23 protein-coding genes are annotated in these 25,629 nt (G+C 55.5%); 12 read left to right on the top strand and 11 right to left on the bottom strand.

The window, feature by feature from the left end; all coding sequences use genetic code 11:
* Window positions 1–3: 3 nt before the first annotated feature.
* Window positions 4–198 (bottom strand): YoaH family protein, encoded by a 195-nt coding sequence (locus IBT54_RS06825; RefSeq protein WP_013358092.1) that lies wholly within the window; start codon window positions 196–198, stop codon window positions 4–6.
* Window positions 199–308: 110 nt separating this feature from the next.
* Between IBT54_RS06825 and pabB the strand changes: the two genes are divergently transcribed.
* The 4 genes from pabB to IBT54_RS06845 all read left to right on the top strand — a co-directional run bounded on the left by pabB (window position 309) and on the right by IBT54_RS06845 (window position 5,574).
* Entirely contained in the window at window positions 309–1,688 is a 1,380-nt protein-coding gene (gene pabB / locus IBT54_RS06830) for an aminodeoxychorismate synthase component 1 (protein WP_195858024.1), read from the top strand.
* Window positions 1,672–2,235 carry a CoA pyrophosphatase gene (locus IBT54_RS06835; protein WP_135908516.1) on the top strand — a complete coding sequence of 188 codons (564 nt, stop codon included), beginning with the start codon at window positions 1,672–1,674 and terminating at the stop codon, window positions 2,233–2,235. Before pabB ends, IBT54_RS06835 begins: the two co-directional genes overlap by 17 nt.
* Window positions 2,236–2,421: 186 nt before the next feature.
* Window positions 2,422–3,786 carry an L-serine ammonia-lyase gene (locus tag IBT54_RS06840; RefSeq protein ID WP_033783286.1) on the top strand — a complete coding sequence of 455 codons (1,365 nt, stop codon included), beginning with the start codon at window positions 2,422–2,424 and terminating at the stop codon, window positions 3,784–3,786.
* A 225-nt stretch (window positions 3,787–4,011) separates the two neighbouring features.
* Window positions 4,012–5,574, top strand: coding sequence for an EAL domain-containing protein (locus IBT54_RS06845; RefSeq protein ID WP_201251862.1), 1,563 nt, complete (start codon window positions 4,012–4,014; stop codon window positions 5,572–5,574).
* A gap of 136 nt (window positions 5,575–5,710) precedes the next feature.
* Here IBT54_RS06845 and IBT54_RS06850 read toward each other — a convergent pair whose 3' ends face one another.
* Window positions 5,711–7,303, bottom strand: a complete 1,593-nt coding sequence (locus tag IBT54_RS06850) for a TerC family protein (protein ID WP_201251863.1) — start codon at window positions 7,301–7,303, stop codon at window positions 5,711–5,713.
* Window positions 7,304–7,812: 509 nt separating this feature from the next.
* Here IBT54_RS06850 and manX point away from each other — a divergent pair.
* The 4 genes from manX (at window position 7,813) to IBT54_RS06870 (ending at window position 11,050) form a co-directional block, all read left to right on the top strand.
* On the top strand, window positions 7,813–8,775 hold the full coding sequence (gene manX, locus IBT54_RS06855; RefSeq protein ID WP_095707096.1) for a PTS mannose transporter subunit IIAB: 963 nt from the start codon (window positions 7,813–7,815) through the stop codon (window positions 8,773–8,775).
* A gap of 63 nt (window positions 8,776–8,838) precedes the next feature.
* A complete protein-coding gene (locus IBT54_RS06860) occupies window positions 8,839–9,639 on the top strand; it encodes a PTS mannose/fructose/sorbose transporter subunit IIC (RefSeq protein WP_033733019.1) in 801 nt (266 codons plus the stop codon).
* A 15-nt stretch (window positions 9,640–9,654) separates the two neighbouring features.
* Window positions 9,655–10,500 (top strand): PTS mannose transporter subunit IID, encoded by an 846-nt coding sequence (locus tag IBT54_RS06865; RefSeq protein ID WP_033783289.1) that lies wholly within the window; start codon window positions 9,655–9,657, stop codon window positions 10,498–10,500.
* Window positions 10,501–10,591: 91 nt separating this feature from the next.
* Window positions 10,592–11,050 (top strand): DUF986 family protein, encoded by a 459-nt coding sequence (locus IBT54_RS06870; protein WP_201251864.1) that lies wholly within the window; start codon window positions 10,592–10,594, stop codon window positions 11,048–11,050.
* Here IBT54_RS06870 and rlmA read toward each other — a convergent pair.
* The 4 genes from rlmA to IBT54_RS06895 form a co-directional block, all read right to left on the bottom strand.
* Window positions 11,047–11,856: a 23S rRNA (guanine(745)-N(1))-methyltransferase gene (gene rlmA / locus IBT54_RS06875; RefSeq protein WP_201251865.1), complete on the bottom strand. Its 810-nt coding sequence runs from the start codon at window positions 11,854–11,856 to the stop codon at window positions 11,047–11,049. The two genes, IBT54_RS06870 and rlmA, sit on opposite strands and share 4 nt — an antisense overlap.
* A 137-nt stretch (window positions 11,857–11,993) precedes the next feature.
* Window positions 11,994–12,203, bottom strand: a complete 210-nt coding sequence (gene cspE / locus IBT54_RS06880) for a transcription antiterminator/RNA stability regulator CspE (protein WP_003852684.1) — start codon at window positions 12,201–12,203, stop codon at window positions 11,994–11,996.
* 648 nt (window positions 12,204–12,851) lie between these two features.
* On the bottom strand, window positions 12,852–13,856 hold the full coding sequence (locus IBT54_RS06890; RefSeq protein WP_201251866.1) for an MBL fold metallo-hydrolase: 1,005 nt from the start codon (window positions 13,854–13,856) through the stop codon (window positions 12,852–12,854).
* Window positions 13,857–13,874: 18 nt separating this feature from the next.
* On the bottom strand, window positions 13,875–14,147 hold the full coding sequence (locus IBT54_RS06895) for a YebO family protein (protein ID WP_013358106.1): 273 nt from the start codon (window positions 14,145–14,147) through the stop codon (window positions 13,875–13,877).
* Between the two features lie 212 nt (window positions 14,148–14,359).
* Here IBT54_RS06895 and IBT54_RS06900 point away from each other — a divergent pair, with 212 nt between their 5' ends.
* Window positions 14,360–14,596 (top strand): YobH family protein, encoded by a 237-nt coding sequence (locus IBT54_RS06900; protein ID WP_033732884.1) that lies wholly within the window; start codon window positions 14,360–14,362, stop codon window positions 14,594–14,596.
* Between the two features lie 30 nt (window positions 14,597–14,626).
* Here IBT54_RS06900 and kdgR read toward each other — a convergent pair whose 3' ends face one another.
* A complete protein-coding gene (gene kdgR / locus IBT54_RS06905) occupies window positions 14,627–15,418 on the bottom strand; it encodes a DNA-binding transcriptional regulator KdgR (RefSeq protein WP_013358108.1) in 792 nt (263 codons plus the stop codon).
* A gap of 186 nt (window positions 15,419–15,604) precedes the next feature.
* On the opposite strand from kdgR, the gene IBT54_RS06910 reads away from it, so the two are divergent.
* Window positions 15,605–16,975: an MFS transporter gene (locus IBT54_RS06910; RefSeq protein ID WP_201251867.1), complete on the top strand. Its 1,371-nt coding sequence runs from the start codon at window positions 15,605–15,607 to the stop codon at window positions 16,973–16,975.
* Window positions 16,976–17,028: 53 nt separating this feature from the next.
* Here IBT54_RS06910 and htpX read toward each other — a convergent pair whose 3' ends face one another.
* The 4 genes from htpX to IBT54_RS06930 form a co-directional block, all read right to left on the bottom strand.
* The gene (htpX, locus tag IBT54_RS06915; RefSeq protein WP_003852678.1) at window positions 17,029–17,910 is read right to left on the bottom strand and encodes a protease HtpX; all 882 of its coding nucleotides are present in this window, start codon (window positions 17,908–17,910) and stop codon (window positions 17,029–17,031) included.
* A gap of 244 nt (window positions 17,911–18,154) precedes the next feature.
* Window positions 18,155–20,194: a carboxy terminal-processing peptidase gene (gene prc / locus IBT54_RS06920; RefSeq protein ID WP_013358110.1), complete on the bottom strand. Its 2,040-nt coding sequence runs from the start codon at window positions 20,192–20,194 to the stop codon at window positions 18,155–18,157.
* A 19-nt stretch (window positions 20,195–20,213) separates the two neighbouring features.
* Window positions 20,214–20,915, bottom strand: coding sequence for an RNA chaperone ProQ (gene proQ / locus IBT54_RS06925; protein ID WP_013358111.1), 702 nt, complete (start codon window positions 20,913–20,915; stop codon window positions 20,214–20,216).
* A 96-nt stretch (window positions 20,916–21,011) separates the two neighbouring features.
* Entirely contained in the window at window positions 21,012–21,512 is a 501-nt protein-coding gene (locus tag IBT54_RS06930; protein WP_013358112.1) for a GAF domain-containing protein, read from the bottom strand.
* Window positions 21,513–21,726: 214 nt separating this feature from the next.
* Here IBT54_RS06930 and yebS point away from each other — a divergent pair, with 214 nt between their 5' ends.
* Together yebS and IBT54_RS06940 are read left to right on the top strand one after the other, a co-directional pair.
* Complete coding sequence (yebS, locus tag IBT54_RS06935; protein ID WP_201251868.1) at window positions 21,727–22,971, top strand: membrane integrity lipid transport subunit YebS; 1,245 nt, start codon at window positions 21,727–21,729, stop codon at window positions 22,969–22,971.
* A complete protein-coding gene (locus tag IBT54_RS06940; protein ID WP_201251869.1) occupies window positions 22,940–25,573 on the top strand; it encodes a PqiB family protein in 2,634 nt (877 codons plus the stop codon). Before yebS ends, IBT54_RS06940 begins: the two co-directional genes overlap by 32 nt.
* The last annotated feature ends 56 nt before the right edge of the window (window positions 25,574–25,629 follow it).

Consider the following 25,629-nt stretch of genomic DNA (forward strand, 5'->3'; position numbering starts at 1 on the left):
GTGTTATTCCTCTTCGTTTTCTTCATCTTCGTCGTCGAATAACGCCCGAATCTGTTCGCCCTTGTGATTCTGACGGATTTCCTGCGCCACCTGGGCGATCGCTTCACCGCTCGATAAACCACCCGTCATTAACTCCTGAATACGTTCGACGGCCTGCTGTTGCTGCTCATGTGAGAGAGCCGGTAATCCAATAAACATGTTCTACTCCTGCGTTGGGGCCGACAGTATCCCATGCGGAACTAACAGGTGCCAGTCGGGAAAAAATATGTCAGTCTGACCGCCTCTTTGCCTGCTGATTTGTCTGCCCGATGATTGTTGAAACCCTCACGCTTGATTATACCCCGGATGCGCTGACACAGCGTTTTGCCACCCTTGCCCATCTGCCGTGGGCGATGCTGCTCTCCTCCGCGCAGGCCAGCCACAGCGACAACCGCTTCGATATTCTGACGGCCGATCCCCGCGCCACCCTGGTGACCCGCGGGCCGATCACGACCATCAGCGACACGACCGGCACGTCCGAATCGGCCGCGGATCCCCTGCTGCTGGTGCAGCAACAATGTGATGCGCTGGGCGTGACGCCTGCGGCCTGCGAAGCGCTACCGTTTCAGGGCGGTGCGCTCGGCCTGTTTGGTTATGATCTGGGCCGCCGGTTTGAGTTGCTGCCCCAAAAAGCCGCAGCCGATCTTACAACCCCGGACATGGCCGTGGGGATCTATGACTGGGCCTTGATTGCCGATCATCATCAGCAAACCCTGACGCTGGTGGCCTTAAATGACGCTCAGGCGCGCGCCGCCTGGCTGGCGCAGTGGCCCGCGCGTGAAGCCGTGCCTTTTTCACTGACCAGCGGCTGGCGTTCTAATCTGAGCTATGCCGATTACGCCGCGCGTTTTGCTGCGGTTCAGGCCTATATTCAGGCCGGTGACTGTTACCAGGTTAACCTGGCGCAGCGTTTTCAGGCCGGTTATCAGGGTGATGAGTGGCAGGCGTTTACTCTGCTTAACGCGGCTAACCGCGCGCCGTTCAGCGCGTTTCTGCGCCTGCCGGAAAGTGCGATCCTCAGCCTGTCGCCGGAGCGCTTTCTGTCGCTGAATCAAAACCAGATTGAAACCCGACCAATTAAAGGCACCCGGCCACGCTGTGCCGATCCGATTGCGGATGCGCAACAGGCTGAGGCACTGCGTCATGCGGAGAAAGATCGGGCTGAAAACCTGATGATTGTCGATTTGCTGCGCAACGATATTGGCCGCGTGGCGCTGCCCGGCTCGGTCACGGTGCCTGAACTGTTTGTGGTTGAACCCTTCCCCGCCGTCCATCATCTGGTCAGCACGGTGCGGGCGCAGCTGCCTGACACCCTGCAGGCCACCGATCTGCTGCGCGCCTGTTTTCCGGGCGGCTCGATAACCGGTGCGCCTAAGATTCGGGCGATGGAGATTATTGATGAGCTGGAGCCGCAGCGGCGCAATGCCTGGTGCGGCAGTATCGGCTATCTCAGCCTGTGTGGCCGGATGGATACCAGCATCACGATCCGCACACTGATTGCCGAAGGCCAGCAGCTTTACTGTGCCGCGGGTGGCGGGCTGGTGGCAGACAGCGATCCTGAAGCGGAGTATCAGGAAACGCTCGACAAAGTCAGCCGGATTTTACCGGCTCTGGAACAGACAGGAGGTTCAGTTGGCACTGACGCTTGAGGTTTTCCGCAGCCGCTTTCTCCTGCAGCAGCCGGCCCGCAGCACGCAGCGTCTTTCCGGACGTCATGCCGCGGTGCTGGTGCCGGTTGTAGCCCGTCACGAACCGGGTCTGTTGCTGACGCAGCGCTCACACGCCCTGCGGAAACACGCCGGACAGGTCGCCTTTCCTGGCGGGATGCAGGATGACACCGATGCCTCGCTGATCGCCACCGCCCTGCGTGAGGCGCAGGAAGAGGTCGGTATCGATCCACAGCAGGTCGAGATATTAGGCGCGCTGCCCGCCGTCACCAGCAGCACCGGCTTTCAGGTAACACCGGTGCTGGGCATTATTCCGGCCGATCTGCGCTTAACGATTAATCCGGATGAGGTGAGCAGTGCCTTCGAGATGCCGCTGGCTGAGGCACTGCAGCTCAGCCGCTATAGCGCGCTGGAGGTGCATCGGGCGGGTGTACGCCATCCGGTCTGGCTGTCGCGCTATCAGGATTATCTGGTGTGGGGCATGACAGCAGGGATTATCCGTTCACTGAGTACGCAGATCGCCTTCTGAGACCTTTCTACTTTTTTTTCTCCCTTCCAGCCCGTCAGCGAGCTGCCGGGCTGAGCTATAATTTTTTCTATCAGTTTTGATAAGTTTATTTCATGCGAAAAGCTGCTCTTTTCCGGTGCATGACCATTACTATGGGCGCCATAAACTGCCCCGGCAGACTGAGAATAAATGTGAGGAGTGTCACCTGTGATTAGTGTTTTCGACATGTTCAAAGTGGGCATTGGCCCCTCGAGTTCGCATACTGTCGGCCCGATGAAAGCGGGTAAACAATTTGTGGATTTGCTCTGCGAACAGGGAAAGCTGCAGGAGGTCACCCGGATCGCCGTTGATGTTTACGGTTCTCTGTCGCTGACCGGCAAAGGGCATCACACGGATATCGCCATTATTATGGGTCTGGCTGGCGAATCGCCGGACACGGTAGATATCGATGCCATTCCCGCATTTATTAAAGATGTTGAACAGCGTGAGCGTCTGCTGCTGGCAAAAGGCGCGCATGAAGTTGATTTCCCGCGCGAAGGCGGCATGGTGTTCCGCAGTGAGAACCTCTCACTGCATGAAAATGGCCTGCGCCTGCTGGCATTTGCGGGCGACCTGCTGATCCTGTCGAAAACCTACTACTCCGTGGGCGGTGGGTTCATTGTGGATGAAGAGCACTTCGGTCAGTCGGCACTGGATGAGGTCTCTGTGCCCTGGCCGTTCCACTCCGCCAAAGATCTGCTGGCGCACTGTCGCGAAACCGGCCTGTCACTGTCGGGCCTGGTGATGAAAAATGAGCTGGCACTGCACAGCCGCGACGAGATTCATGCCTATTTCACCAAAATCTGGCAGACCATGCAGGCCTGTATCGATCGCGGTCTGAATACTGAAGGCGTTTTGCCAGGCCCGCTGCGCGTGCCCCGTCGTGCCGCCTCCCTGCGTCGCCTGCTGACCTCCTCCACCAAGCACTCCAGCGATCCGATGATTGTTATCGACTGGATCAATATGTTTGCGCTGGCGGTCAACGAAGAGAACGCCGCAGGTGGCCGTGTGGTCACGGCGCCGACGAACGGTGCCTGCGGTATCGTGCCTGCGGTGCTGGCTTACTACGATCACTTTATCGAGCCGGTGACGCCTGATATTTTCCTGCGCTATTTCCTCGCCTCGGGCGCCATAGGCGTGCTGTACAAAATGAACGCCTCTATTTCGGGTGCGGAAGTGGGCTGCCAGGGTGAAGTGGGTGTCGCCTGTTCGATGGCGGCTGCCGGTCTGGCAGAGCTGCTGGGGGGTAGCCCGGAACAGGTGTGTGTCGCCGCTGAAATTGGCATGGAGCATAATTTGGGACTGACCTGCGACCCCGTGGCCGGTCAGGTTCAGGTTCCCTGCATTGAACGTAATGCTATCGCCTCGGTTAAAGCCATTAACGCGGCGCGTATGGCACTTCGTCGCACCAGTGAACCCCGCGTCTCGCTGGATAAGGTTATTGAGACCATGTATGAGACCGGCAAGGATATGAACGCGAAATACCGTGAAACTTCCCGTGGCGGTCTGGCGATTAAAGTTCAGTGTGATTAAGCGAAACGTTTAATCGCATAAATAACGTGCAAACGTAATAAAATCCGCATCCTGCGCTATCTCAGCGCAGGTTTAAACGGTAGAGTGTTTTCCGCGCAGCCGTCCGGTCTGCGCAGCTTTCCAGACCCGCTTTTCTACATTCCGGCCTCAATATTGACCTGGCCGTGCCGATACTAACCCCGTTATTTTTTGCTTTTTTCTGGCTTTTTGGGAAGGTGGATACTGATGTTTATGGCCCAGCAATTTGTTGGACAATTCAGACGCAAGCGTTTGCTGATCGCACTGTCAATCGCCACCGTGGTGCTGATATTAACGCTGGCCTTTCGCTACATCGAAGAGAAGTCACGTATTGAACAGCAGGCGATGGATTTCGCCGACAAAGCGATTATGCGGTTTGACCGGATGTTTTCACCGCTGGAGGTTTCAGCCAATAATACGCTGGGGCTGGTGGGCGTTCCCTGTCAGGACGTGCGTTTTCCGCTCGTCGAAAAAATCTCCTCTCTGCAGACGGTACGTGCCATTCTGCTGGTCGAAAACGACATGCTTTACTGCTCCAGTATTTACGGCCCGCGCACTATCCCTTTCAGCCAGACTTATCCTGACCTTGCCTTCAACAGCCAGCGTATGACCCTCTCAACCGATCAGTATCTGCTGAAAGGCTCGCCGGTTTTACTGCTGTGGACGCCAAAAAGCCTGGATAACCGTTCGGGAATATTGCAGGTCATCAACATTGAAATGATGAGTAACTACCTGCTGGAGCCTCAGTTGCCCTGGGTTGAACGCGCTGTGTTTAATGTTAATGGTGAGAGCCTAGAGTATGGCAATCCGCTGATAGAACCAACGGTGCCGGCAGATGACGAAGTGAGTTACGAGCAGGGTTCGCTGCGCTACCCGTTTACGCTCACCCTCTATGGCCCTTCGCCGACACGGCTGGCGCTGGCGACACTTCCCTCACAGCTGCCGCTGGCGCTGCTGCTGAGCCTGCTGATGGGCTACATTATCTGGCTGGCAACGGCAAATCGCATGAGCCTCAGCTGGCAAATCAGCTATGGCATTACGGCCCGTGAGTTTATGGTCTATTGCCAGCCGCTGATCAACAGCAAAAGCGGCGAGTGTGACGGTATAGAATTGCTGCTGCGCTGGCATAACGCCCGCCAGGGCTGGATCGCACCGGATGTCTTTATTCCGCTGGCCGAGCGCCAAAACCTGATCAAGCCGCTGACGCGCTTTGTGCTGAACGAGGTGGTGAGAAAGCTGCCGCAGTTGCCCGATGATCCCGCCTTTCATATCGCCATCAATGTGGCCGCCAGTCATTTCCGCGACCGTGCCATTCTGGACGATCTGCAGAACCTGTGGTGGCCTGCCAGTCCGGTGCCGCAACTGGTAGTAGAACTCACTGAGCGGGATGCCCTGCCGGTCGTCGATCAATCAGTGATTACACAACTGCACGACATTGGCGTCCGGCTGGCGATTGATGACTTTGGCACCGGTCACAGCTCGCTCTCCTACCTGAAAGATTTGCAGCCAGACGTGCTCAAAATCGACAAGATTTTCACAGCGGCTATCGGTACGGATGCCATTAACGCCACGGTAACGGATATGGTGATTTCGCTGGCCCAGCGCCTGAATATCAGTCTGGTAGCAGAAGGGGTAGAAACGGCTGAACAGGCGGATTATCTGCGCGAACGCGGGGTGGATCATCTGCAGGGCTACTATTTTGCCCACCCGATGCCGCTGGAAGACTTTCCAGCCTGGCTGACGCTGCATCAGGCTGATGCCCGCCGTTAACTGCCGCGTCAGCGCCGCGCCGCCCTGATACGACTCCCCGCACATAAAAAAACAGCCGCGGCGTTTCAGCAGCGGCTGTCAGAGAGATTCAGCGCGGCCGGTGATACCGGCAGCGCCTCGGTAACAACGTGAAGCGTTACCCCTCTTCTTCCTCGTCATGCGGTTTATCTTTGGTGACGCGCACCAGATCGATACGGTAATCCGTCGCTTCGATAATCTGGAAGTGCAGCGGCGTGATATCAATCACCTCGCCGGGAAGCGGTAACTGCCCTTTCTGCTCAATCAGCAGGCCCGCCAGCGAGGCGTGATCTTCTGTTGGATCGACCAGCTCATGGAAGTCGAGTAACTGCTGCAGCGAGTGCAGATCGGTTCCGCCTTTCACTAACCAGCCATCGCCATCTGCAACAATATCAGGCGTTTCATCTTCATCCGGGAATTCACCCGCAATCGCTTCCAGCACATCCAGCGGGGTAATCAGACCCTGCACCACGCCAAACTCATTGGTGACGATCACGAAGCTGCCTTTAGCACGACGCAGCACGCCAAGCAGGTTGATCGGATCCAGTGTCTCCGGCACCACAATGGTTGGTGTATTCGCTGCGAAGATCGCCACATCCACACCCTTCTCCAGCGCCACCAGCAGCTCTTTGGCGCGCACCACGCCAACAATTTCATCCAGTTCACCCCGGCAGACCGGGAACAGGCTGTGAGGCGTATCCAGCAGCTGACCGCGAATCTCATCTACCGGACGATTCGCATCAACCCAGGAGATATCACCGCGTGGCGTCATAATGCTGCGAATCGAGCGGGAAGCCAGCGTCAGCACGCCATTAATCATGTAACGCTCTTCATCTTTAAACGCTTCCTGCGGCATCGCTTCCGTCAGCGCCGACTCTTCACTGGTGCTGGTGTTACTGCTGCTATTGCCATTGCTGGCCGTCTGCGCGCGGTTACGGCCGCCCATCAGGCGCAGAATCGCCTCTGCGGTACGCTCACGCATCGGACGATTTGACTGATGGCGGATAAAATTACGACGTGCAATCTGGTTGAACAGCTCAATCAGAATCGAGAAGCCAATCGCCGCATAGAGGTAACCTTTCGGAATATGGAAACCAAAGCCTTCTGCCACCAGCGACAGACCGATCATTAACAGGAAGCTCAGACAGAGCACCACCACGGTCGGATGCGCGTTAACAAAGTTGGTTAACGGTTTAGACGCCAGCAGCATCACACCCATGGCAATCACCACGGCAGTCATCATCACCGGCAGGTGGTTCACCATACCCACGGCGGTAATCACCGCATCCAGTGAGAAGACCGCGTCCAGCACTACAATCTGCAATACCACTGCCCAGAAACTGGCATATCCCCGATTTGCGGAACCATCAAGCTGACGGTTCTCCAGCCTCTCGTGTAGCTCCATGGTCGCTTTAAACAACAGGAAGAAACCACCGAACAGCAGGATTAAATCTCGTCCGGAAAAGCTGAAACCGCCTACGCTGAAGAGAGGCGTGGTCAGCGTGACAATCCAGGAGATCAGCGACAACAGGCCCAGACGCATCACCAGCGCCAGCGACAGGCCAATAAGACGTGCTTTATCACGCTGCTTTGGCGGCAGTTTGTCGGCCAGGATAGCAATAAACACCAGGTTATCGATACCGAGTACGATTTCCAGCACGATAAGCGTCAGTAAACCCGCCCAGATTGAGGGGTCGAATAAAAATTCCATTATTTATGACTCCAGAACAGGGAACAGATCGAGCCGGTGCCTGTCAGCACAGCGAAGCGTGACATCCGGGTAGTCGGGAAAGCGGTGAAAACGCCGCGAGGCGAAAGGTGACGCGCCAGCAGGCGCAAAGAACAGATTAAGCGACGTCGGTGACGATCCATAAAGGTGGGCTGAAGCCCGTTACTCCTGAGTAATAAACAGAACGTTAATGTATCAGGTCGGTAAATTGCGTCAAAAAATTTTCTTATTTTTACAATCTGCATAACGGATGATCGGGCGCATAAAAAAGGTAAAGCGCCACCTGACGGGGTGAATAGCTGACAGACATCACATAATTTATTTTTTCGATCACTAAAATAAATCGCGACTTTACCGCCTTGATGAAGTTAACCCCTGTTTTTTCGGCGCTATATCAGAAAGTCGAATGATCGGGTTAAACAGATAATCAAAACATGTCTCAATACAGTTCATTTACTCAGATGAGCATCTCTAGCGAACGGAGGTAGCACGTGACCATTGCGATAGTAATTGGTACACACGGCTGGGCAGCGGAACAACTGCTGAAGACAGCAGAAATGCTGTTAGGCGAGCAGGAGAATATCGGCTGGATAGACTTTGTCCCCGGTGAAAATGCAGAAACGCTGATTGAAAAATATCAGGCACGACTGGCAGAACTGGATACCAGCAAGGGGGTTCTTTTTCTGGTCGATACCTGGGGCGGCAGTCCGTTCAATGCGGCCAGCCGCATTGTTGTCGACAAGCCACACTATGAGGTCATCGCCGGGGTCAATATTCCGATGCTGGTCGAAACCCTGATGGCACGCGATGACGACCCCGGATTTGACGAACTGGTCGCCGTGGCGGTGGAGACCGGTCGTGAAGGGGTCAAAGCCCTGAAAGCGAAAGAAGAAGCACCGGCACCGGCTGCGGTGAAACCGGCCGCTGCGGCACAACCGGCTAAGCCAATGGCGCCTGGTGATCACATGAAGATCGGGCTGGCGCGCATTGACGACCGTCTGATTCATGGACAGGTCGCGACGCGCTGGACTAAAGAGACTAACGTTCAGCGTATTATCGTGGTCAGCGATGAAGTGGCCAACGATCACGTGCGCAAAACCCTGCTGACGCAGGTCGCGCCGCCCGGCGTGACGGCCCATGTGGTGGATGTCGACAAAATGGTGCGGGTGTGGAACAACCCGAAGTATGGTCAGGATCGCGTCATGCTGCTGTTTACCAACCCCACCGATGTCCTGCGCGTAGTTGAACAGGGTGTCGATATTAAAACGGTCAACATCGGCGGGATGGCGTTCCGCCAGGGAAAAACCCAGGTCAATAATGCGGTCTCGGTTGATGAAAAAGATATCGCCGCATTCCGCAAACTCAATGAACGCAATATTGAACTGGAAGTGCGTAAAGTTTCCAGCGATCAAAAACTGAAAATGATGGATCTGATTGCGAAAGTAAACGCGTAACAGAAGCACTTCTGCGCCTGCGTTTCCGGGCTCCTGATTATCCTGCTGAGGACAAGAAGTATGATGGAAATAACCTCGCTACAAATTATTTTGATTTTTATTGTCGCCTGTATTGCCGGTATGGGGTCGATTCTGGATGAGTTCCAGTTTCACCGTCCGCTGGTCGCCTGTACGCTGATTGGTATCGTACTGGGTGATATGAAAACCGGTATTATCATCGGCGGTACGCTGGAGATGATTGCACTGGGCTGGATGAACATCGGTGCGGCGGTTGCCCCTGATGCCGCCCTCGCCTCTATCATCTCGACTATCCTGGTCATCGCTGGCGGTCAGAGTGTGGGGGCCGGTATTGCACTGGCGATTCCGCTGGCTGCCGCCGGACAGGTGCTGACTATTATCGTGCGTACGCTCACCGTGGCCTTCCAGCACGCGGCTGATAAAGCTGCCGAGAAAGGCAACCTTACGGCCATCTCCTGGATCCATGTCTCTGCCCTGCTGTTACAGGCGATGCGTATCGCCATCCCGGCGCTGATTGTGGCGATTTCGGTCGGCACCAGTGCCGTTCATGCGCTGCTGAGTTCCATTCCTGAAGTCGTCACCAACGGCCTGAATATCGCCGGTGGCATGATTGTGGTGGTCGGTTACGCGATGGTCATCAATATGATGCGCGCAGGCTATCTGATGCCGTTCTTCTACCTCGGCTTCGTTACCGCGGCCTTCACCAACTTCAACCTGGTGGCGCTGGGCGTGATTGGCGTGGTGATGGCGGTGCTCTACATTCAGCTCAGCCCGAAATACAACCGTGTGGCGGGCGCACCCACGGGTGCTGCAACCGCAAACGATCTTGATAACGAACTCGATTAAGGAACAGGTGATCACATGGTTGATATGACGAAAGTTGAAAAGAAACTGACCCCCGGTGATGTCCGCGCCGTCTTTCTGCGCTCTAACCTTTTCCAGGGTTCATGGAACTTTGAGCGTATGCAGGCGCTGGGCTTCTGCTTCTCAATGGTGCCGGTCATCCGCCGTCTCTATCCTGAGAATAACGATGAGCGCAGGCAGGCGATAAAACGTCATCTGGAGTTTTTCAATACCCATCCTTATGTCGCCGCGCCGGTACTGGGCGTTACCATGGCGATGGAAGAGCAGCGTGCCAACGGCGCACCTATCGACGACGGTGCGATTAACGGCCTGAAAGTCGGGCTGATGGGACCGCTGGCCGGTGTTGGCGACCCGATCTTCTGGGGTACGGTACGTCCGGTGTTTGCCGCACTGGGTGCCGGTATTGCCATGAGCGGCAGTCTGCTGGGTCCGCTGCTGTTCTTTGTACTGTTTAACCTGGCACGTCTGCTGACCCGCTACTACGGCGTGGCGTATGGCTATCGCAAAGGGATCGACATCGTCAGCGACATGGGCGGCGGTTTCCTGCAGAAGCTCACGGAGGGCGCCTCGATTCTGGGGCTGTTTGTCATGGGGGCGCTGGTCAACAAGTGGACGCACGTCAACATCCCGCTGGTGGTGTCGCGCATTACTGACTCAACCGGCAAAACCACCGTCACTACGGTACAGTCAATCCTCGATCAGCTGATGCCAGGCATTGTGCCGCTGCTGCTGACCTTTGGCTGTATGTGGCTGTTACGCCGTAAAGTGAATGCGCTGTGGATTATCGTCGGCTTCTTTGCCATCGGTATCTTTGGTTACTGGATCGGCCTGCTCGGTCTGTAATTTCATCCTGTCGGGAGCCTCTGCTCCCGGCTTTTAAGCGTGGTGAGCTGAGCCACAACTGGCTGAGCTCACCCTGTTTGAGGTAGAAGTGATGTCTTTAACTGACGCGTTGATTGCGTGTTGTATCGCCGCCCTGATGGGATTTGCCGTTTACCATGAGGCGATTCTGCCGCGTCGGCACGGACCGGCCCGCTTACGGGTAACGCTGCGGAGACAGCATAAACTCGATAGCCTGATTTTCATCGGCCTGCTGCTGATTTTGCTGTGGAACAATGTCAGTCATCACGGCCCACAGCTCACTACCTCACTGCTGATGGTGCTGAGTTTTGTGGCGTTCTGGCTCTTCTGGCTGCGCAAACCCATGCTGCTGATGAAAAATGAGGGATTGTTTTACGCCGGTGTCTGGATCGATTACCGGCGGATTCAGGGCATGAATCTTTCTGAGGATGGCATTCTGGTGATTCAGCTGGAACAACGCCGTCTGCTGATTGCCGTGCAGCAACTCGACGACCTGGAGCGCATCTACAATACGCTGGTTGACGCTCGCTAGTCGCGCTGCCACATTGTCAGGGTAAAATCAGCATCGCAGTTGAACTGCTCACTCTTCTGCAGCGTTTGCCAGACGTCTTCACGCGCCCGCCAGGCAAAGGGCGTCATCTGCAGCAGGGTCGTCGCGGCTGCGCCGGTTAATGCCATCGGATAACGCAGGGCATGCTGCGCTACCTGCCGGAAGCCAGGATAATCTTTCTGTTCCGGCACATGTAGCTGCACTTCGCGGTAAATCAGCGCTTTGAACTGCTGCAGATGATGCGGGCCTGGCGTGACCGTCAGCACCATGCCACCCGGCTTCAGCACGCGAGCCAGTTCTGCTTCATTGCAGGGTGCGTAGATGCGTACAATCGCATCCAGGGACTGATCGGCAAAGGGTAAGCGCTGACTGGAAGCCACGCAGAAACGTACTGCAGGATAGCGCTTAGCCGCCAGCCGGATGGCCATTCTGGCAACATCCAGGCCATAAATCTCAGCGTCTCTGTCTGCCGCCTCCGCCAGTGCGGCGGTGTAGTACCCTTCACCGCAGCCGATATCCAGGATTTTGCACTCCGGCTGATTCAGCACCGGCGCAAGCAGGCTGACTACCTGCTCACGTAGCGGCTGATAATAGCCTGCCTCAAGAAATTCCCGTCGTGCCTGCATCATCTCTGCACTGTCACCCGGTTCACGCGATCGTTTATGCTGAACGGGCAGCAGATTGACATACCCTTCTTTCGCCTGATCGAACTGATGGCGGTTTTCACAGCACCAGCTGCGGTCGGTGAGGGTCAGTGGAGAGTGACAAAGAGGGCAAATCAGGGACATAGGGTGCTCCGGCATCAGATAACGCGGCGCAGTGTAACCTTAACGTTTACGCATCGGAAGCATAAAGAAAGCCCCGACTGAAGAGCCAGGGCTTTAAGATTCCATGTCAGGGTGCATTGCACCGAGGTGGAGTCGAATCAGATAGCAGTGACGTTAACAGCTGCAGGGCCTTTCTGGCCGTCCTGAATTTCGAACTCAACGCTCTGGCCTTCAGCCAGGGTTTTAAAACCGTTGCCCTGAATAGCAGAGAAGTGTACGAACACATCTTTGCTGCCGTCAGCAGGAGTGATAAAACCAAAACCTTTAGACTCGTTGAACCACTTAACCTGACCTTTAATCTTTGCCATTTTGCAAATTCCTTTAGATGTTTATTTAGCCCGAAGGCTGTCTTACAGAAAAACCAGAGACATTACTGCATGAGGCACTAATTAAGGTTCGGCAAGGAAGCGGTATTCAACGTCAACGTCTTTACTCGTACTTCTTTACTGAAGATGCCATGCATAAACAGAACTGTACCTCGTTTAACCCACGAATTGTTATCACATATCCCAAAAATAATGGCAAGCCATTTTTAAAGCCCTGGCGCGCCTGCGCACATATTTGCCAGAAAGCTCACATTGCCTGTTCCGTGGGGTTTACAACTGCACCTGCGAATAAAGTACGCGGGCAGCCAGCGCCCTCTCCTGCCTGTGTTGCCAGGCTTAGCCCGATGGATACCATAAGAAATTAATATTTCACAAATATGGCAATGGCGAAATGAATAAGCGAAACGGTAACCGTGGCAGATATCAAAGATCGGGCATCAATCCTGTACAGCGACTTTTATTTCGTACAAATAACGCTTTTTTTGCACCAAAAGCAGGAGCCAGCCATTAGCCTTGCTCCAAATAAAAGCAACGATGCGGATTTTCCTTATTAAGAATTTAACTTTCGATTTGAAAAATTGATGTCTGATAAAAAACCTCCGGCTTTTATTTATACCGGAGGCTTTAGGATTATTCCTGGCTGCAATTATTCAGACTGCGACCTTCGCCTATTCGCCAGGGGGCGAAGCGGCCGTTATGTTCGTCTGCCCGCTGTAGCGCATTCGCTAACTCCTGGGGTGGCGCATCCAGCGACTCATCGGCCAGCTCAAACACCCCCCAGTGAATAGGCAGCGTCAATGGCCTGCCTGCCGCCTGCCATAACGCCACCGCCTGGTCGGGATCCATATGCTGGCTTGCCATGAACCATTTGGGTGCATACGCGCCAATCGGCAACGCAGCCACGCTGAACGGGCCAAGCCGGGCCGGAATCTCCAGCAGGCTATCGCTATAGCCACTGTCGCCCGAAAACCAGAAACGCAGGGAGGCAGAGCGCACGACCCAGCCGCACCAGAGCGAACGGTTGCGATCGCGTGGGGTTCGCATACTCCAGTGACGGGCTGGCACCGCATCAAAACAGAGGTCGCCGAGCGTTATCTGCTGCCACCAGTCGAGCTGGTGCACCTGTTTCACGCCCTTCGCTCTGCACCATTTCGCCAGCCCCAGCGGCACAATAAAGGTCGCCTGCGGAAAATGCCGGATAATCGCTTTAACCGTCGGTTTATCCAGATGATCGTAATGGTTGTGTGAAATCAGCACGACATCAAGCTGCGGCAGATCAGCGATGCTGATGGGCGCGGGCGTTTTACGCTGTGGCCCCGCAAACGCCAGCGGTGAGGCGCGTGGTGAGAGCGCCGGATCGATCAGGATATAGTGTCCATTGAGCCGTAACAGGACGGCAGCATGTCCCAGCCACCAGATACGATCGTCACTGCCGCTGATATCCGCGGGCTGCCACCATTGCCTGGTGAAGGCCGCATAACCCTGCTGGGGTGGCGCAGGGAGCGCCTGTGCTTTACGCTCCCTGCGCCAGCGTTTCAGGTCACCCGGTTTTCGCTGTTCCGGTTCAGGATTACGGAATCCCTCTGGCGTGTGATGCGCTTTGCTGCTGTCATACCACGGATTTTTCCCGGCCATTCCGCCTCTCTGCTGTGATTAACGTTCCGGGATTAACCGGATAAAGTCGCGCTTCTCCCGATCGTCATCGGTTTTTGTATTTTCTGCCCCGGGCTGCATCTCAATCAGGCGGCGCAGCAGCTGATTCTGCTTCTTCTGCTCTTCCAGTAAGGATTCCAGTAAGCGGATTTGCTCACCCGCGCGCACGCTGGCCCGGTTAACAAAGAACCAGGCGATAAACGCCACAATCAAAATAATGACCAGCAGGCCATAGCTGACCAGGGGGCCCGGATTTGCGGCTAACTCATTCATAACTGCCTCGTAAAACTCAGTGGAAACGCCAGAACATGGCAACCGCCTATTCTACCTGTAGCTATCGCAAAAGATAATGGGGGATGCAGCAATGCAGAATTTGCCGTTTCAGTTATCTCTGATCGATCCCACCAGAAAAGCGAGGCATGCTGATATCATCATAACCGGCAGCACCAGGTGGCGCGCTGAGTTATCTTTCACAAGGAGACACAATGAAACTGTTTATTCGCACAATAGGCTTGCTGGCGGTGATCTGGCTGGCAATGCTGCTTACCGGCTATGGCGTGTTAACCGGCAGCACTAAAAATGCTGCCGGACTTGGCCTGCAGTGCAGCTATCTTACCGCTCGCGGCGTTATCAGCGCGCAGTATCTGCATACCGACAGTGGCGTGGTGGGCGTGACGGATTGTCCGTTGCTGAAGAAAAGCGGAGAAGTGATCGATAACTAGTGATAGAGCGGGCCGGATGGCCCGCTTTATTCAGAATGGGTAGTCGTGATAGCCCATTTCTGCTGAAAGCGTACGCGCCGCCCGATGCAACATCGCCACATAATCCTGGCGGGCATCTTCCGAAAAGCGAATGGTGGGAAACGAGATGCTGAGTCCCGCAATCACCACGCCAAACCGATCAAACACCGGCACGGCAAGGCAGCGTAATCCCTCTTCCTGCTCTTCATTATCTTCGCCGTAACCCTGCGCTTTGACCTGATCCAGCGTCGTAATCAGCGCCTCGGCGCTCAGCAGCGTATTGGCCGTGCTGCGTTTGAACTCCACATCCCGCAGAATTTCCTCAACATCGCTGCGATCACGCCAGGCGAGCAGGACTTTACCAATCGCGGTGGTATGCAGCGGGTTGCGACGGCCAATGCGCGAATACATGCGCAGATTGTAAAGTGAGTCGATTTTATGGATGTAGACAATGCTGTCCTCTTCCAGTGCCCCCAGGTGAATCGTCTCTTTGGTCAGACGCGACAGCTCACGCATCTGCACATCCGCGCTGCGGATTAAATCGACGTTCTGAAGCGCTTTGGCACCCAGTTCAAACAGCTTCAGCGTCAGTGAGTACTTCTCGCTTTCACCTTCCTGCGTGACATAGCCCAGCGACTTCATGGTCTGCAGAAAACGGTAGACAGTACTTTTTGACATCATCACGCGCTGCGCAAGCTCGGTTATACCGTGATCGCGCTCTTCACCCAGCGCCTGCAGAATGCCGAACACTTTAAGTACCGAAGAGACGGAATCGGGCTGTTTATCATTTTCAGCAGAGGACATCACGCACCTTATTAGCCTGTTTCAAAAAAAATGGAACGGACTGTCAGTATAGAGGGATGCACAGGACGGCAGCAATGCTTTAACCATTAAGTCATATTTTAAGACAGTTTTTTATCCATCTGATCGCTGCATTTCAGCGCTGATTTCATTAGCATGATGATATTCACCCTCTTTAGTAATTAACTTATGACACTCTCTCCTCCTCAGGATGGATTACCGACGCGTCAGCGCTATATGGCTATCGTCACTATTGCGCTGGGCCTGACCATGGCGGTATTAGACGGCGCGATTGCCAACGTCGCGCTGCCGACTATTTCGCGTGAACTGAATGCCAGCCCGGCGCAGTCCATCTGGATTGTGAATGCCTATCAGATTGCGATTATCGTCTCGCTGCTGTCACTTTCGTTTCTGGGCGACATGCTGGGTTATCGCCGCGTCTATCAGGCTGGCCTCGCGCTGTTTATTGCAACCTCGTTGTTCTGCGCCTTTTCGACCACGCTAACCATGCTGACTTTTGCCCGTGTGCTGCAGGGGTTGGGCGGCGCAGCGCTGATGAGTGTGAATACCGCGCTGATACGCATTATCTATCCGCAGCGTTATCTGGGACGCGGCATGGCGATCAACTCGCTGGTGGTGGCCGTATCAACCGCGGCTGGCCCGACGGTAGCGGCAGCGATACTCTCGGTAGCCAGCTGGAAATGGCTGTTTCTGATTAACGTCCCGCTGGGGGCTATTGCCCTCTGGCTGGCGCTGCGAACCCTGCCTGATAACCCGCAGAAAGCCACAACACAGAAATTCGATGTGCCCAGTGCAATCATGAATGCCCTGTTCTTTGGCCTGATCATCTCCGCTCTGAGCGGCTTTGCCCAGGGACAGAGTCATCTGCTGGTGCTCTCCGAGGTCGTTGCGCTGCTGGTCATCGGCTGGTTCTTTATTCGTCGTCAGCTCAATATGGCAGTGCCGCTGCTGCCGGTTGATCTGCTGCGTATCCCGATTTTCAGCCTGTCGATGGGAACGTCGGTCTGTTCGTTCTGTGCCCAGATGCTGGCGATGGTCTCACTGCCCTTCTTTCTGCAGAACGTCCTGCAGCGTAATGAGGTGGCGACCGGATTGCTGCTGACGCCCTGGCCGCTGGCAACGATGGTATTTGCGCCGATTGCCGGCCGTCTGATTGAACGGGTGCATGCCGGGTTGTTAGGGGGAATCGGACTGGCGATGTTCGCGCTGGGGCTGTTCCTGCTCGCCTGGCTGCCGGTAAATCCGGGTGATGGCGATATTATCTGGCGCATGATGCTATGCGGTGCCGGCTTCGGGCTGTTCCAGTCACCCAACAACCACACGATTGTCACCTCCGCGCCACGTAATCGCAGTGGCGGTGCCAGCGGCATGCTGGGTACTGCGCGTCTTCTGGGGCAGAGTATAGGTGCCGCGCTGGTCGCACTGATGTTTAATCTGTTTGATGAAAGTGGGACGCACGTTTCGCTGCTGCTTGCAGGGAGCTTTGCCGCCGTGGCGGCGCTGGTGAGCGTGTCGCGCATGACGCAGACACGCGCCTGATGGCAGAAACAGAAAAGGCGACCCGGGGGTCGCCTTGTTTGCTCTGCTTAGCGCTACTTCAGATACTGACCGCTGCGCAGGGCTTCAATACGCTTGTCTAACGGCGGGTGTGACATGAACAGCTCGCTGAACGATTTGCCCTTACCGTTGATGCAGAACGCCATCATGCTGCTCGGCTCCTGCGGTTCGTAGCTGGTTTTCAGACGCTGCAACGCCGCAATCATCTTCTCACGACCGACCAGCTTCGCTGAACCGGCATCGGCGTGGAACTCACGATGACGGGAGAACCACATGGTGATGATGCTGGCGAGAATACCAAACACCAGTTCCAGCACCATCGACACCGCAAAGTAGACCAGCGGATTGCCGTTGCTGCTCTCCTCACCATCACGGTTGCCGGACATAAAGCCCGCCGCAATCTGCGCCAGAATACGTGAAACGAAAATCACGAAGGTGTTCACCACACCCTGAATCAGCGTCATGGTGATCATGTCACCGTTAGCGATGTGCGACACTTCGTGAGCCAGCACCGCTTCCGCCTCATCACGGCTCATGTTCTGCAGCAGACCGGTTGAGACAGCCACCAGTGAGGCGTTGCGACGCGCACCGGTCGCAAAGGCGTTGATATCAGGTGCGTGATAGATCGCGACCTGTGGCATCGCAATACCCGCCTGTTGGGCCTGTCGGCCAATGGTATCCACCAGCCAGCGCTCAGTTTCATTGCGTGGCTGTTCAATTACTTCACCGCCAACCGAACGCAGCGCCATCCACTTCGACATCAACAGTGAAACAAACGCACCGCCGAAGCCAAACAGGCCTGCCATGATCATCAGGCCCTGAACACTGCTTGACTGGATCCCTGTCAGGCTGAGAATCAGCCCGAATACCAACATCACAGCCAGGTTGGTCATCAGGAAAAGAGCAATACGCATCATTTTTGTTAATCTTCCTCAGTAGTTCACGCGCCTATACGCGGATACATATCCTATGAGCATTGTGCGGCTTTTCAAGCGACCTTAACGTTTAAGTGCCTAAAAAGACATAACTTTACATTCTGACACGTCTGCCGGGGGGCGCGGCCTGCAGACGGGTTCACCATCGCTAATCATTGGTTACCGGAAACTTTTCCGGGGGCAAAAAAAAGCACCGCAGAGCGGTGCTTTTTCTGACAACAGCGGATTATTTCGCTGCTGGCGCGTCTGGCTGGGATTTCTCCAGTTGCGCAAGATCGTTAGCGATCTTCACCGTCTCATCAAGATACGGATCCGGCTCTTTATAATCTTTCGGCAACTCATCCAGGTTCTTCAGCGGTTTTTTGCCTTCGGCCTGATAGCGCGCATTGATTCGTTCCAGACGTGACGCATCATCTTCGTGGTTCTCTTTCTCGCGCTGAGCAAGATTAAGTGACACGATGTTGCGCTTATCTTTCAGGGCATTGTAACGGGCAATATCCTTCATGATGTACTGGAACTCGCGATCCTGAGCGATACGGTCAGCATGCTGCTTCGTCAGCTGCGCGACCAGCGGTTTAACATCACCGGTTTTGGTATAGGTAGCCGCTTTGATGCTATCCCATGGCAGGGCGTTATCTTCAAATTTCTCACCGGTTTCAGCCGCTTCAACGCCGGTTGGCATCAGCAGATCCGGCGTGACGCCTTTACGCTGTGTACTGCCGCCGTTAATGCGATAGAACTTCTGGATGGTGTAAGAAACGGAGCCTAACGCTGGCCACTCCGGACGTAGCATCTGATCGTAGATGCGGTTCAGCGAGCGATACTGCTGAACGGTGCCTTTACCAAAGGTTGGCTCGCCGACAATCACTGCACGACCGTAATCCTGCATCGCGGCAGCAAAGATCTCAGAGGCGGAGGCGCTGAAGCGATCGACCAGTACCACCAGCGGACCTTTGTAGTAGACCACGCCGTCGTTATCGCTGTCTTCACGCACCCGACCATTGTTATCGCGAACCTGCACCACCGGACCACTCGGAATAAACAGGCCGGAAAGCGAGACCGCTTCAGTCAGCGCGCCGCCGCCGTTGGTACGCAGATCGATCACCACGCTATCGACGTTCTGTTTCTGCAGTTTCTGCAGCTGAACTTTCACGTCGTCGGTGAGACCGACATAGAAGCCAGGAATATCAAGCACGCCTACTTTCTGCTTGCCGACATTTTTGATGGTCAGTTTAACCGCGCGATCTTCCAGACGGATTTTCTCACGCGTCAGCGTCACAGTACGGGTTTTGGTGCCCTTACCGGCGGGCAGAACTTCCAGGCGCACTTTGCTGCCCTTGGGTCCTTTGATTTTTGCCACGACATCATCGAGACGCCAGCCGATCACATCTTCCATTGGCTTGCCTGGCTGACCGACACCCACGATGCGGTCGCCCACCGTAATGGCTTTGCTTTTCGCTGCCGGACCGCCTGCCACCATTGAGTTGATTACGGTGTAGTCGTCGTCCATCTGCAGTACAGCGCCGATACCTTCCAGTGACAGGCTCATCTCGGTATTGAACTGCTCGGTGTTACGCGGCGACAGATAGCTGGTGTGCGGATCGATTTCGCGGGCGAAAGCGTTCATCACCAGTTGGAAAACGTCTTCACCGTTGCTCTGGGCCAGACGACGGATCGCGAAGTTATAACGCTTGGTCAGAACGTCGCGGATCTCGTTATCGTCTTTGCCTGCCAGCTTCAGACTCAGCTGGTCATATTTAACCTTGGCATCCCAGAGCGCGTTCAGTTCAGCCTGATCTTTCGGCCAGGGCGCTTTGGCGCGGTCAATGTCGATGGTGTCATTGCCGCTGAAATTCATCGGACGCGCCAGCACCGTCAGCGCATACTGATAGCGCTCAAAACGGCGTTTCTGCGCCAGATTATAAATATCGTAAAAGAGATCCAGCTTGCCACTGCGCAGCTCATCGCCGACGGTGGTTTTTTTGCTGGCAAACTGCGCCACATCTGACGCCAGCAGCACATTGTGGCTGTAGTCGAGCATGTTCAGGTAGCGATCAAAAATTTTCGCGGAAAAGTTCTGATCCAGATCGAACTGGCGGTAGTGGGAACGGGTAAAGCGCGACGTGACGCGCTCACTGACCGTCGGATCCTGCGGGTCTTCGTGAAGCTGGGGAATCTGATCGGCGCGGGTAATATTCTCTGCGCCGAAGGTTGGGCCTGCTAAGAGCAGGCCCGCAATAAGTCCAACTTTAAAAAGGGTGTTCATGCCGGGGTTAGCCTCCGTTTCAGAACTGCAAGTGTTCTGCGCGCACAATCATTGCCATGCCGGAAGCGAGCTGGACCCGAACGCCGTCTTTTGATACTTCAAGAACGGTAGCGTCCATCGCACTTTTGCCTGCTTTAACTTTAATACTCTGGCCGGGTTGCAAAGTTGAGGTATCAGTGATGGGTCGGGCTTCCTGCTCCGGACGTGGGGCTGGCTTACGATGCTGTGAGGCGGTCGCACGCGGAGCAGTCGTCTGCGGACGGGGTTTACGCGCAGCATCGGCTTCTGCAGGCTTACGCGGCGCGGGCTTGCGTGGACGACGCGGTGCAGCGCCCTCTTCGCTTTCGCCTGCTTCACGGCGTGCAGCACGCTGCTGGTCACGCTGCGCCTGAACGCGCGCTTTGGCTTCTTCCAGCTGCTTGCGTGCATGCTCAACGTGCTGCTCATCCAGCACGCCACAGGCGTTGCCGTCGAGATCGACACGAATCGCACCGGCTTTGATGCCGTATAGATAACGCCAGCTTGACGTATAAAGACGCAGCGCGGAACGCAGCTGTGTTTTGCTCAGACCCATTTCGCCCTGAACACGCTCGACCAGATCCTGAAAGATACCGATTTTGAGCGGACGCGCTTCACCTTCAGCGCTAAAGCAGTGCGGAAAGCGCTCCGCCAGAAAAGTGATGACTTCTTTACTGCTATTCAACTTAGGTTGATTTTCCATGAAATTTCCTGATTACAACGGGTTTGCCGACCAGCGCAGGCATGAACAGGCGACATTATAATGACAACATCGCTAAATGCCATGTGATCCAGTCGATTAGCTGCGCGTCAGCTGCAGATATTTTTCTAAGTCGCTGTTCGCAAGCACTTCACAAAGCCCATCGGTCAGTGTGACCAGTCCCGCTTCGTCGTCGCTGTCAAAGCGATTGTACTCCACGCTGTCGATGTCCAGCACCCCAACCACAGTGCCATTCACTTTCAGAGGAATCACAATCTCAGCATTGCTGGCAGCATCGCAGGCAATGTGGCCCGGGAAGGCATGCACATCATCTACGCGTTGCACTTTTTCTTCTGCCAGCGCCGTGCCACACACACCTTTACCGACCGGAATACGCACACAGGCGATTTTGCCCTGGAACGGGCCCAGCACCAGCGTATCGGCTTCCGTCAGCAGGTAGAAACCTGCCCAGTTCACGCCATCGAGACGTTCGTACAGCAGCGCGCTAAAGTTTCCCATCGCGGCGAGGAACGCCGTTTCTCCCGCCAGCAAGGCGCGCATATCGCGATTCAAATCGGCGTAAAAGGCAGTTTTGTTCATTATTTAACCGTTACCAATGACATCTGAACGGGGCAAAAGAAACCGTTCGTTAAAAATAAGTTTTAAATATCCAGAGCCACAAGGTGAATCATAGCGTTAGTTGCTATACCCTTAGCATTCTGTGGATCGAAGCGTGATGCCCGAGACAGGCACACAGACAATGTCTTAATGACCGATATCTGTTCCCTCTGAAGAGCGAAAATTGCATCACCCTATGAAAATTCACGCTATCAGCCAGACATTGCCTCACGCACGTTATCAGCGTTGCCCGCAATGCGATACCCTTTTTTCCTTACCGGATGTGAAAACGCATCAGTCGGCACACTGCCCGCGCTGCAACGCTGAGATTCTCAGTGGACGCGACTGGCCAATGACCAGACTGATGGCCATGGCCGCCACCATGATCGTGTTAATGCCCTTCGCCTTTTCCCTGCCGCTGGTGGATATCCGGCTGCTGGGTATGCGCATCAATGCCAGCGTACTGGAAGGGGTGATTCAGATGACCCAGCAGGGTGATGTGCTGACCGCTTCGATGGTGGCGTTCTGCACTATTGGCGCGCCGGTAACGCTGGTGGCCGGCATCTGTTATCTCGGTATCGGTCATCGTCTGGGCATGAACCTGCGGCCCGTATTGATCATGCTGGAGAAGCTCAAAGAGTGGGTGATGCTCGACATCTATCTGATCGGCATCGCCGTGGCATCCATCAAAGTGCAGGACTATGCTTCGCTGGAGATTGGCTATGGGCTGGCGGCTTACATTGCCCTGACGGTGCTGAGCGTGCTGACCATGATCCATCTGAATATGGAGCAGCTGTGGGAGCATTTCTACCCGCAAAACCCCGGCAATATGGCCCGTGACGACATGCAGGTCTGCCTCAACTGTCACAACACCGGCCTACCTGACGAACGGGGGCGCTGCCCGCGCTGCCACACGCCGCTCGACTTCCGACGCCGCCACAGCCTGCAGAAATCCTGGGCCGCGCTCATCGCGTCGATCGTGCTGCTAATACCCGCGAACCTGATGCCCATTTCCGTGGTTTACCTCAATGGCTCACGGCGCGAGGACACCATCTTCTCCGGCATCCTGGGGCTGGGTGAAGGCAACATTCCGGTGGCAGCGATTGTGTTTATCGCCAGTATTCTGGTGCCCTTTACCAAAGTACTGGTCATGCTGACCCTGCTGCTCAGCATTCATTTCCGCTGTGAACAGGGACTGAGAACCCGCATCCGGTTGCTGCGTTTTGTGACCTGGGTTGGCCGCTGGTCCATGCTCGATCTGTTTGTCATTTCATTAACCATGTCGCTGGTCAATCGTGATCAGCTGCTGGCTTTTACCATGGGACCGGCTGCGCTGTTTTTTGGCGCGGCCGTCATCCTGACCATTATGTCTGTTGAGTGGCTGGACAGCCGCCTGCTCTGGGATGCACATGCAACAGGAAACGCCGACTACACCGACTAACGCAACGCTGCGTAATAAGCGAAAAATTTCGCCCTTCTGGCTGCTGCCAGTCATTGCGATGCTGATCGCCTGCTGGCTGCTCTGGACCAATTATCAGGAGCGAGGCACCACTATCACCATCAATTTCCAGACGGCGGATGGTATCGTGCCGGGTCGTACCCCGATCCGTTATCAGGGCGTGGAAGTGGGCACCGTACAGGGCATTAATCTCAGCGACGATTATCGCAGCATCCAGATTAAAGCCAGCATCAAAAGCGACATGCGCGACGCGCTGCGTGAGGATACCCAGTTCTGGCTGGTGACGCCCAAAGCCTCACTGGCGGGCGTCTCGGGTCTGGATGCGCTGGTCGGCGGTAACTACATCGGGATGATGCCAGGTAAAGGTAAACCCAGCGAGGCGTTTACCGCGCTGGATACGCAACCGAAATATCGGGTCAATACCGGCGAGCTGATGATCCATCTGCATGCGCCCGATCTCGGCTCACTCAACACTGGCTCGCTGGTCTACTACCGCAAAATTCCGGTTGGCCGGGTCTATGACTACAGCATTGATAATAAAGCCGATGGCGTGGCAATTGATGTGCTGATTGACCGTCGCTTTATCAATCTGGTGAAGACCAACAGCCGCTTCTGGAACGTGTCAGGCGTCAATGCCGACGTCAGCCTGAGCGGGGCTAAAGTCCAGCTGGAGAGTCTGGCGGCGCTGGTCAATGGCGCGATTGCGTTTGACTCACCGCAGGGGGCCGAAACCGCCAAAGCGGAGCAGAACTACCGGCTCTATCCCGATCTGGCGCACAGCCAGCGCGGCGTACAGATCACGCTTGACCTGCCCAACGGTAAAAATCTCAAGGCCGGCAGCACGCCGCTGATGTACCAGGGCCTGGAGGTAGGTACGCTGACTAAACTGAATCTGCTGGATGGCGGCAAGGTGACCGGCGAGCTGACGATTGATCCTTCTGTAGTTGGCCTGATGCGCAGCGGCACCCGCATCGAGATGCACAGCCCGAAAATCAGCCTGACCGATACCAGCCTCAGCGCACTGCTGACCGGCAATACGCTGGAACTTGTGCCGGGTGAAGGCGAACCGCAGCAGCACTACACCGTGCTGGCGTCCAATGAGACCCTGCTGCAGAAACCCAACGTGCTGACGGTAAAACTCAGCGCACCGGAGAGCTACGGCATCGATCAGGGCCAGCCGCTGATGCTGCACGGTATGCAGATTGGTCAGGTGATGTCGCGTTCGCTGGATGAAAATGGCGTCAATTTCGTTGTCGCGGTCAATCCTGAAAACCGCAATCTGGTGCATGGCGACAGCAAATTTATCGTCAACAGTCGCCTCGATGTGAAGTTCGGCCTTGATGGCATGCAGGTATTAGGTGCCAGCGCCCGCGAGTGGGTGGATGGTGGCATCCGGCTGGAGCCGGGCAAAAAAGGCGAGCCGAAAACGGCCTATCCGCTGTTTGCCGATGCTGAAAAAGCGGACGAAGGCATTACCGGCGATGGCCCGTCCACGACGCTGATGCTGACCGCCAACAGCCTGCCTGACGTACAGGCCGGTTCGGTCGTGCTTTACCGTAAATTCCAGGTGGGTGAGATTGTCAAAGTGACGCCGCGCGCTGACGCTTTTGATATCGCGGTGCACATTCAGCCGGAGTATCGCAAGCTGCTGACCAGCGAAAGCGTGTTCTGGGCTGAGGGTGGCGCACGCGTCAGCCTGAACGGCAGCGGCCTGACGGTGCAGGCCTCGCCGCTTAACCGTGCGCTGAAAGGCGCAATCAGTTTCGACAATATGAGTGGTGCGCAGTCGGTCAAAGGGGCTAAACGCATGCTCTACTCCTCTGAAACCGCTGCCCGCGCGGTGGGCAGTCAGATTACGCTGCACACCTATGACGCCAGCAAACTCTCTGCCGGAATGCCGATTCGTTATCTCGGTATCAACGTCGGACAGGTAGAATCTCTGTCGTTAAGCAAAGATAACAATCAGGTCGTGGCGAAAGCCGTACTTTACCCTGAGTATGTGAATGATTTTGCCCGCCTCGGCAGCCGTTTCTCAGTGGTTTCACCGGAGATTTCCGCTACCGGCGTGAATCATCTGGAGACCCTGTTACAGCCGTACGTCAACGTTGATCCGGGCAAAGGCAGTGCCGCACGCACCTTTGAATTGCAGGAGAGCACCATTACCGATTCGCGCTACCTGAATGGCCTGAACATTTATGTTGATGCCACCGAGGCAGGTTCCCTGTCGCTGGGTACGCCGGTGCTGTTCCGGGGTGTGGAAGTGGGTACCGTCACCGGCACGTCACTGGGGAATATGGCGGACCGCGTGCAGATCGCCCTGCGCATCAGTAAGAAGTATCAGCATCTGGTGCGGAACAATTCGGTGTTCTGGCTGGCGTCCGGCTACAACCTCGACTTCGGTCTGGTGGGCGGCGTGGTGAAAACCGGGACCTTCCAGCAGTTTATTCGCGGTGGCATTCAGTTTGCGACGCCACCGACGGTGCCGCTGGCACCGCAGGCGAACCCGGATAAACACTTCCTGCTGCAGGATGAAGCGCCAAAAGAGTGGCGCAACTGGGGAACGGCGATTCCGTCTCCGCGTTAATTTACTCTGAACGGGCAGCCTGGCTGCCCGTTTTCATTCCTCATGGTACACTGCCG

It is taken from the genome of Pantoea sp. S62, assembly GCF_016658625.1.
Taxonomy (GTDB): domain Bacteria; phylum Pseudomonadota; class Gammaproteobacteria; order Enterobacterales; family Enterobacteriaceae; genus Pantoea; species Pantoea vagans.

Excerpts from the sequence above, each read along its gene's own strand:
- htpX (WP_003852678.1), bottom strand. The coding sequence starts at position 17,910 with ATGATGCGTATTGCTCTTTTCCTGATGACCAACCTGGCTGTGATGTTG.
- cspE (WP_003852684.1), bottom strand. The coding sequence starts at position 12,203 with ATGGCAAAGATTAAAGGTCAGGTTAAGTGGTTCAACGAGTCTAAAGGT.
- IBT54_RS06860 (WP_033733019.1), top strand. The coding sequence starts at position 8,839 with ATGGAAATAACCTCGCTACAAATTATTTTGATTTTTATTGTCGCCTGT.
- pabB (WP_195858024.1), top strand. The coding sequence starts at position 309 with ATGATTGTTGAAACCCTCACGCTTGATTATACCCCGGATGCGCTGACA.
- IBT54_RS06890 (WP_201251866.1), bottom strand. The coding sequence starts at position 13,856 with ATGGCCGGGAAAAATCCGTGGTATGACAGCAGCAAAGCGCATCACACG.
- IBT54_RS06865 (WP_033783289.1), top strand. The coding sequence starts at position 9,655 with ATGGTTGATATGACGAAAGTTGAAAAGAAACTGACCCCCGGTGATGTC.
- IBT54_RS06825 (WP_013358092.1), bottom strand. The coding sequence starts at position 198 with ATGTTTATTGGATTACCGGCTCTCTCACATGAGCAGCAACAGCAGGCC.
- rlmA (WP_201251865.1), bottom strand. The coding sequence starts at position 11,856 with ATGTCCCTGATTTGCCCTCTTTGTCACTCTCCACTGACCCTCACCGAC.
- IBT54_RS06870 (WP_201251864.1), top strand. The coding sequence starts at position 10,592 with ATGTCTTTAACTGACGCGTTGATTGCGTGTTGTATCGCCGCCCTGATG.
- IBT54_RS06850 (WP_201251863.1), bottom strand. The coding sequence starts at position 7,303 with ATGGAATTTTTATTCGACCCCTCAATCTGGGCGGGTTTACTGACGCTT.
- prc (WP_013358110.1), bottom strand. The coding sequence starts at position 20,194 with ATGAACACCCTTTTTAAAGTTGGACTTATTGCGGGCCTGCTCTTAGCA.
- IBT54_RS06940 (WP_201251869.1), top strand. The coding sequence starts at position 22,940 with ATGCAACAGGAAACGCCGACTACACCGACTAACGCAACGCTGCGTAAT.
- IBT54_RS06910 (WP_201251867.1), top strand. The coding sequence starts at position 15,605 with ATGACACTCTCTCCTCCTCAGGATGGATTACCGACGCGTCAGCGCTAT.
- kdgR (WP_013358108.1), bottom strand. The coding sequence starts at position 15,418 with ATGTCCTCTGCTGAAAATGATAAACAGCCCGATTCCGTCTCTTCGGTA.
- proQ (WP_013358111.1), bottom strand. The coding sequence starts at position 20,915 with ATGGAAAATCAACCTAAGTTGAATAGCAGTAAAGAAGTCATCACTTTT.
- IBT54_RS06895 (WP_013358106.1), bottom strand. The coding sequence starts at position 14,147 with ATGAATGAGTTAGCCGCAAATCCGGGCCCCCTGGTCAGCTATGGCCTG.
- IBT54_RS06930 (WP_013358112.1), bottom strand. The coding sequence starts at position 21,512 with ATGAACAAAACTGCCTTTTACGCCGATTTGAATCGCGATATGCGCGCC.
- yebS (WP_201251868.1), top strand. The coding sequence starts at position 21,727 with ATGAAAATTCACGCTATCAGCCAGACATTGCCTCACGCACGTTATCAG.
- IBT54_RS06845 (WP_201251862.1), top strand. The coding sequence starts at position 4,012 with ATGTTTATGGCCCAGCAATTTGTTGGACAATTCAGACGCAAGCGTTTG.
- IBT54_RS06900 (WP_033732884.1), top strand. The coding sequence starts at position 14,360 with ATGAAACTGTTTATTCGCACAATAGGCTTGCTGGCGGTGATCTGGCTG.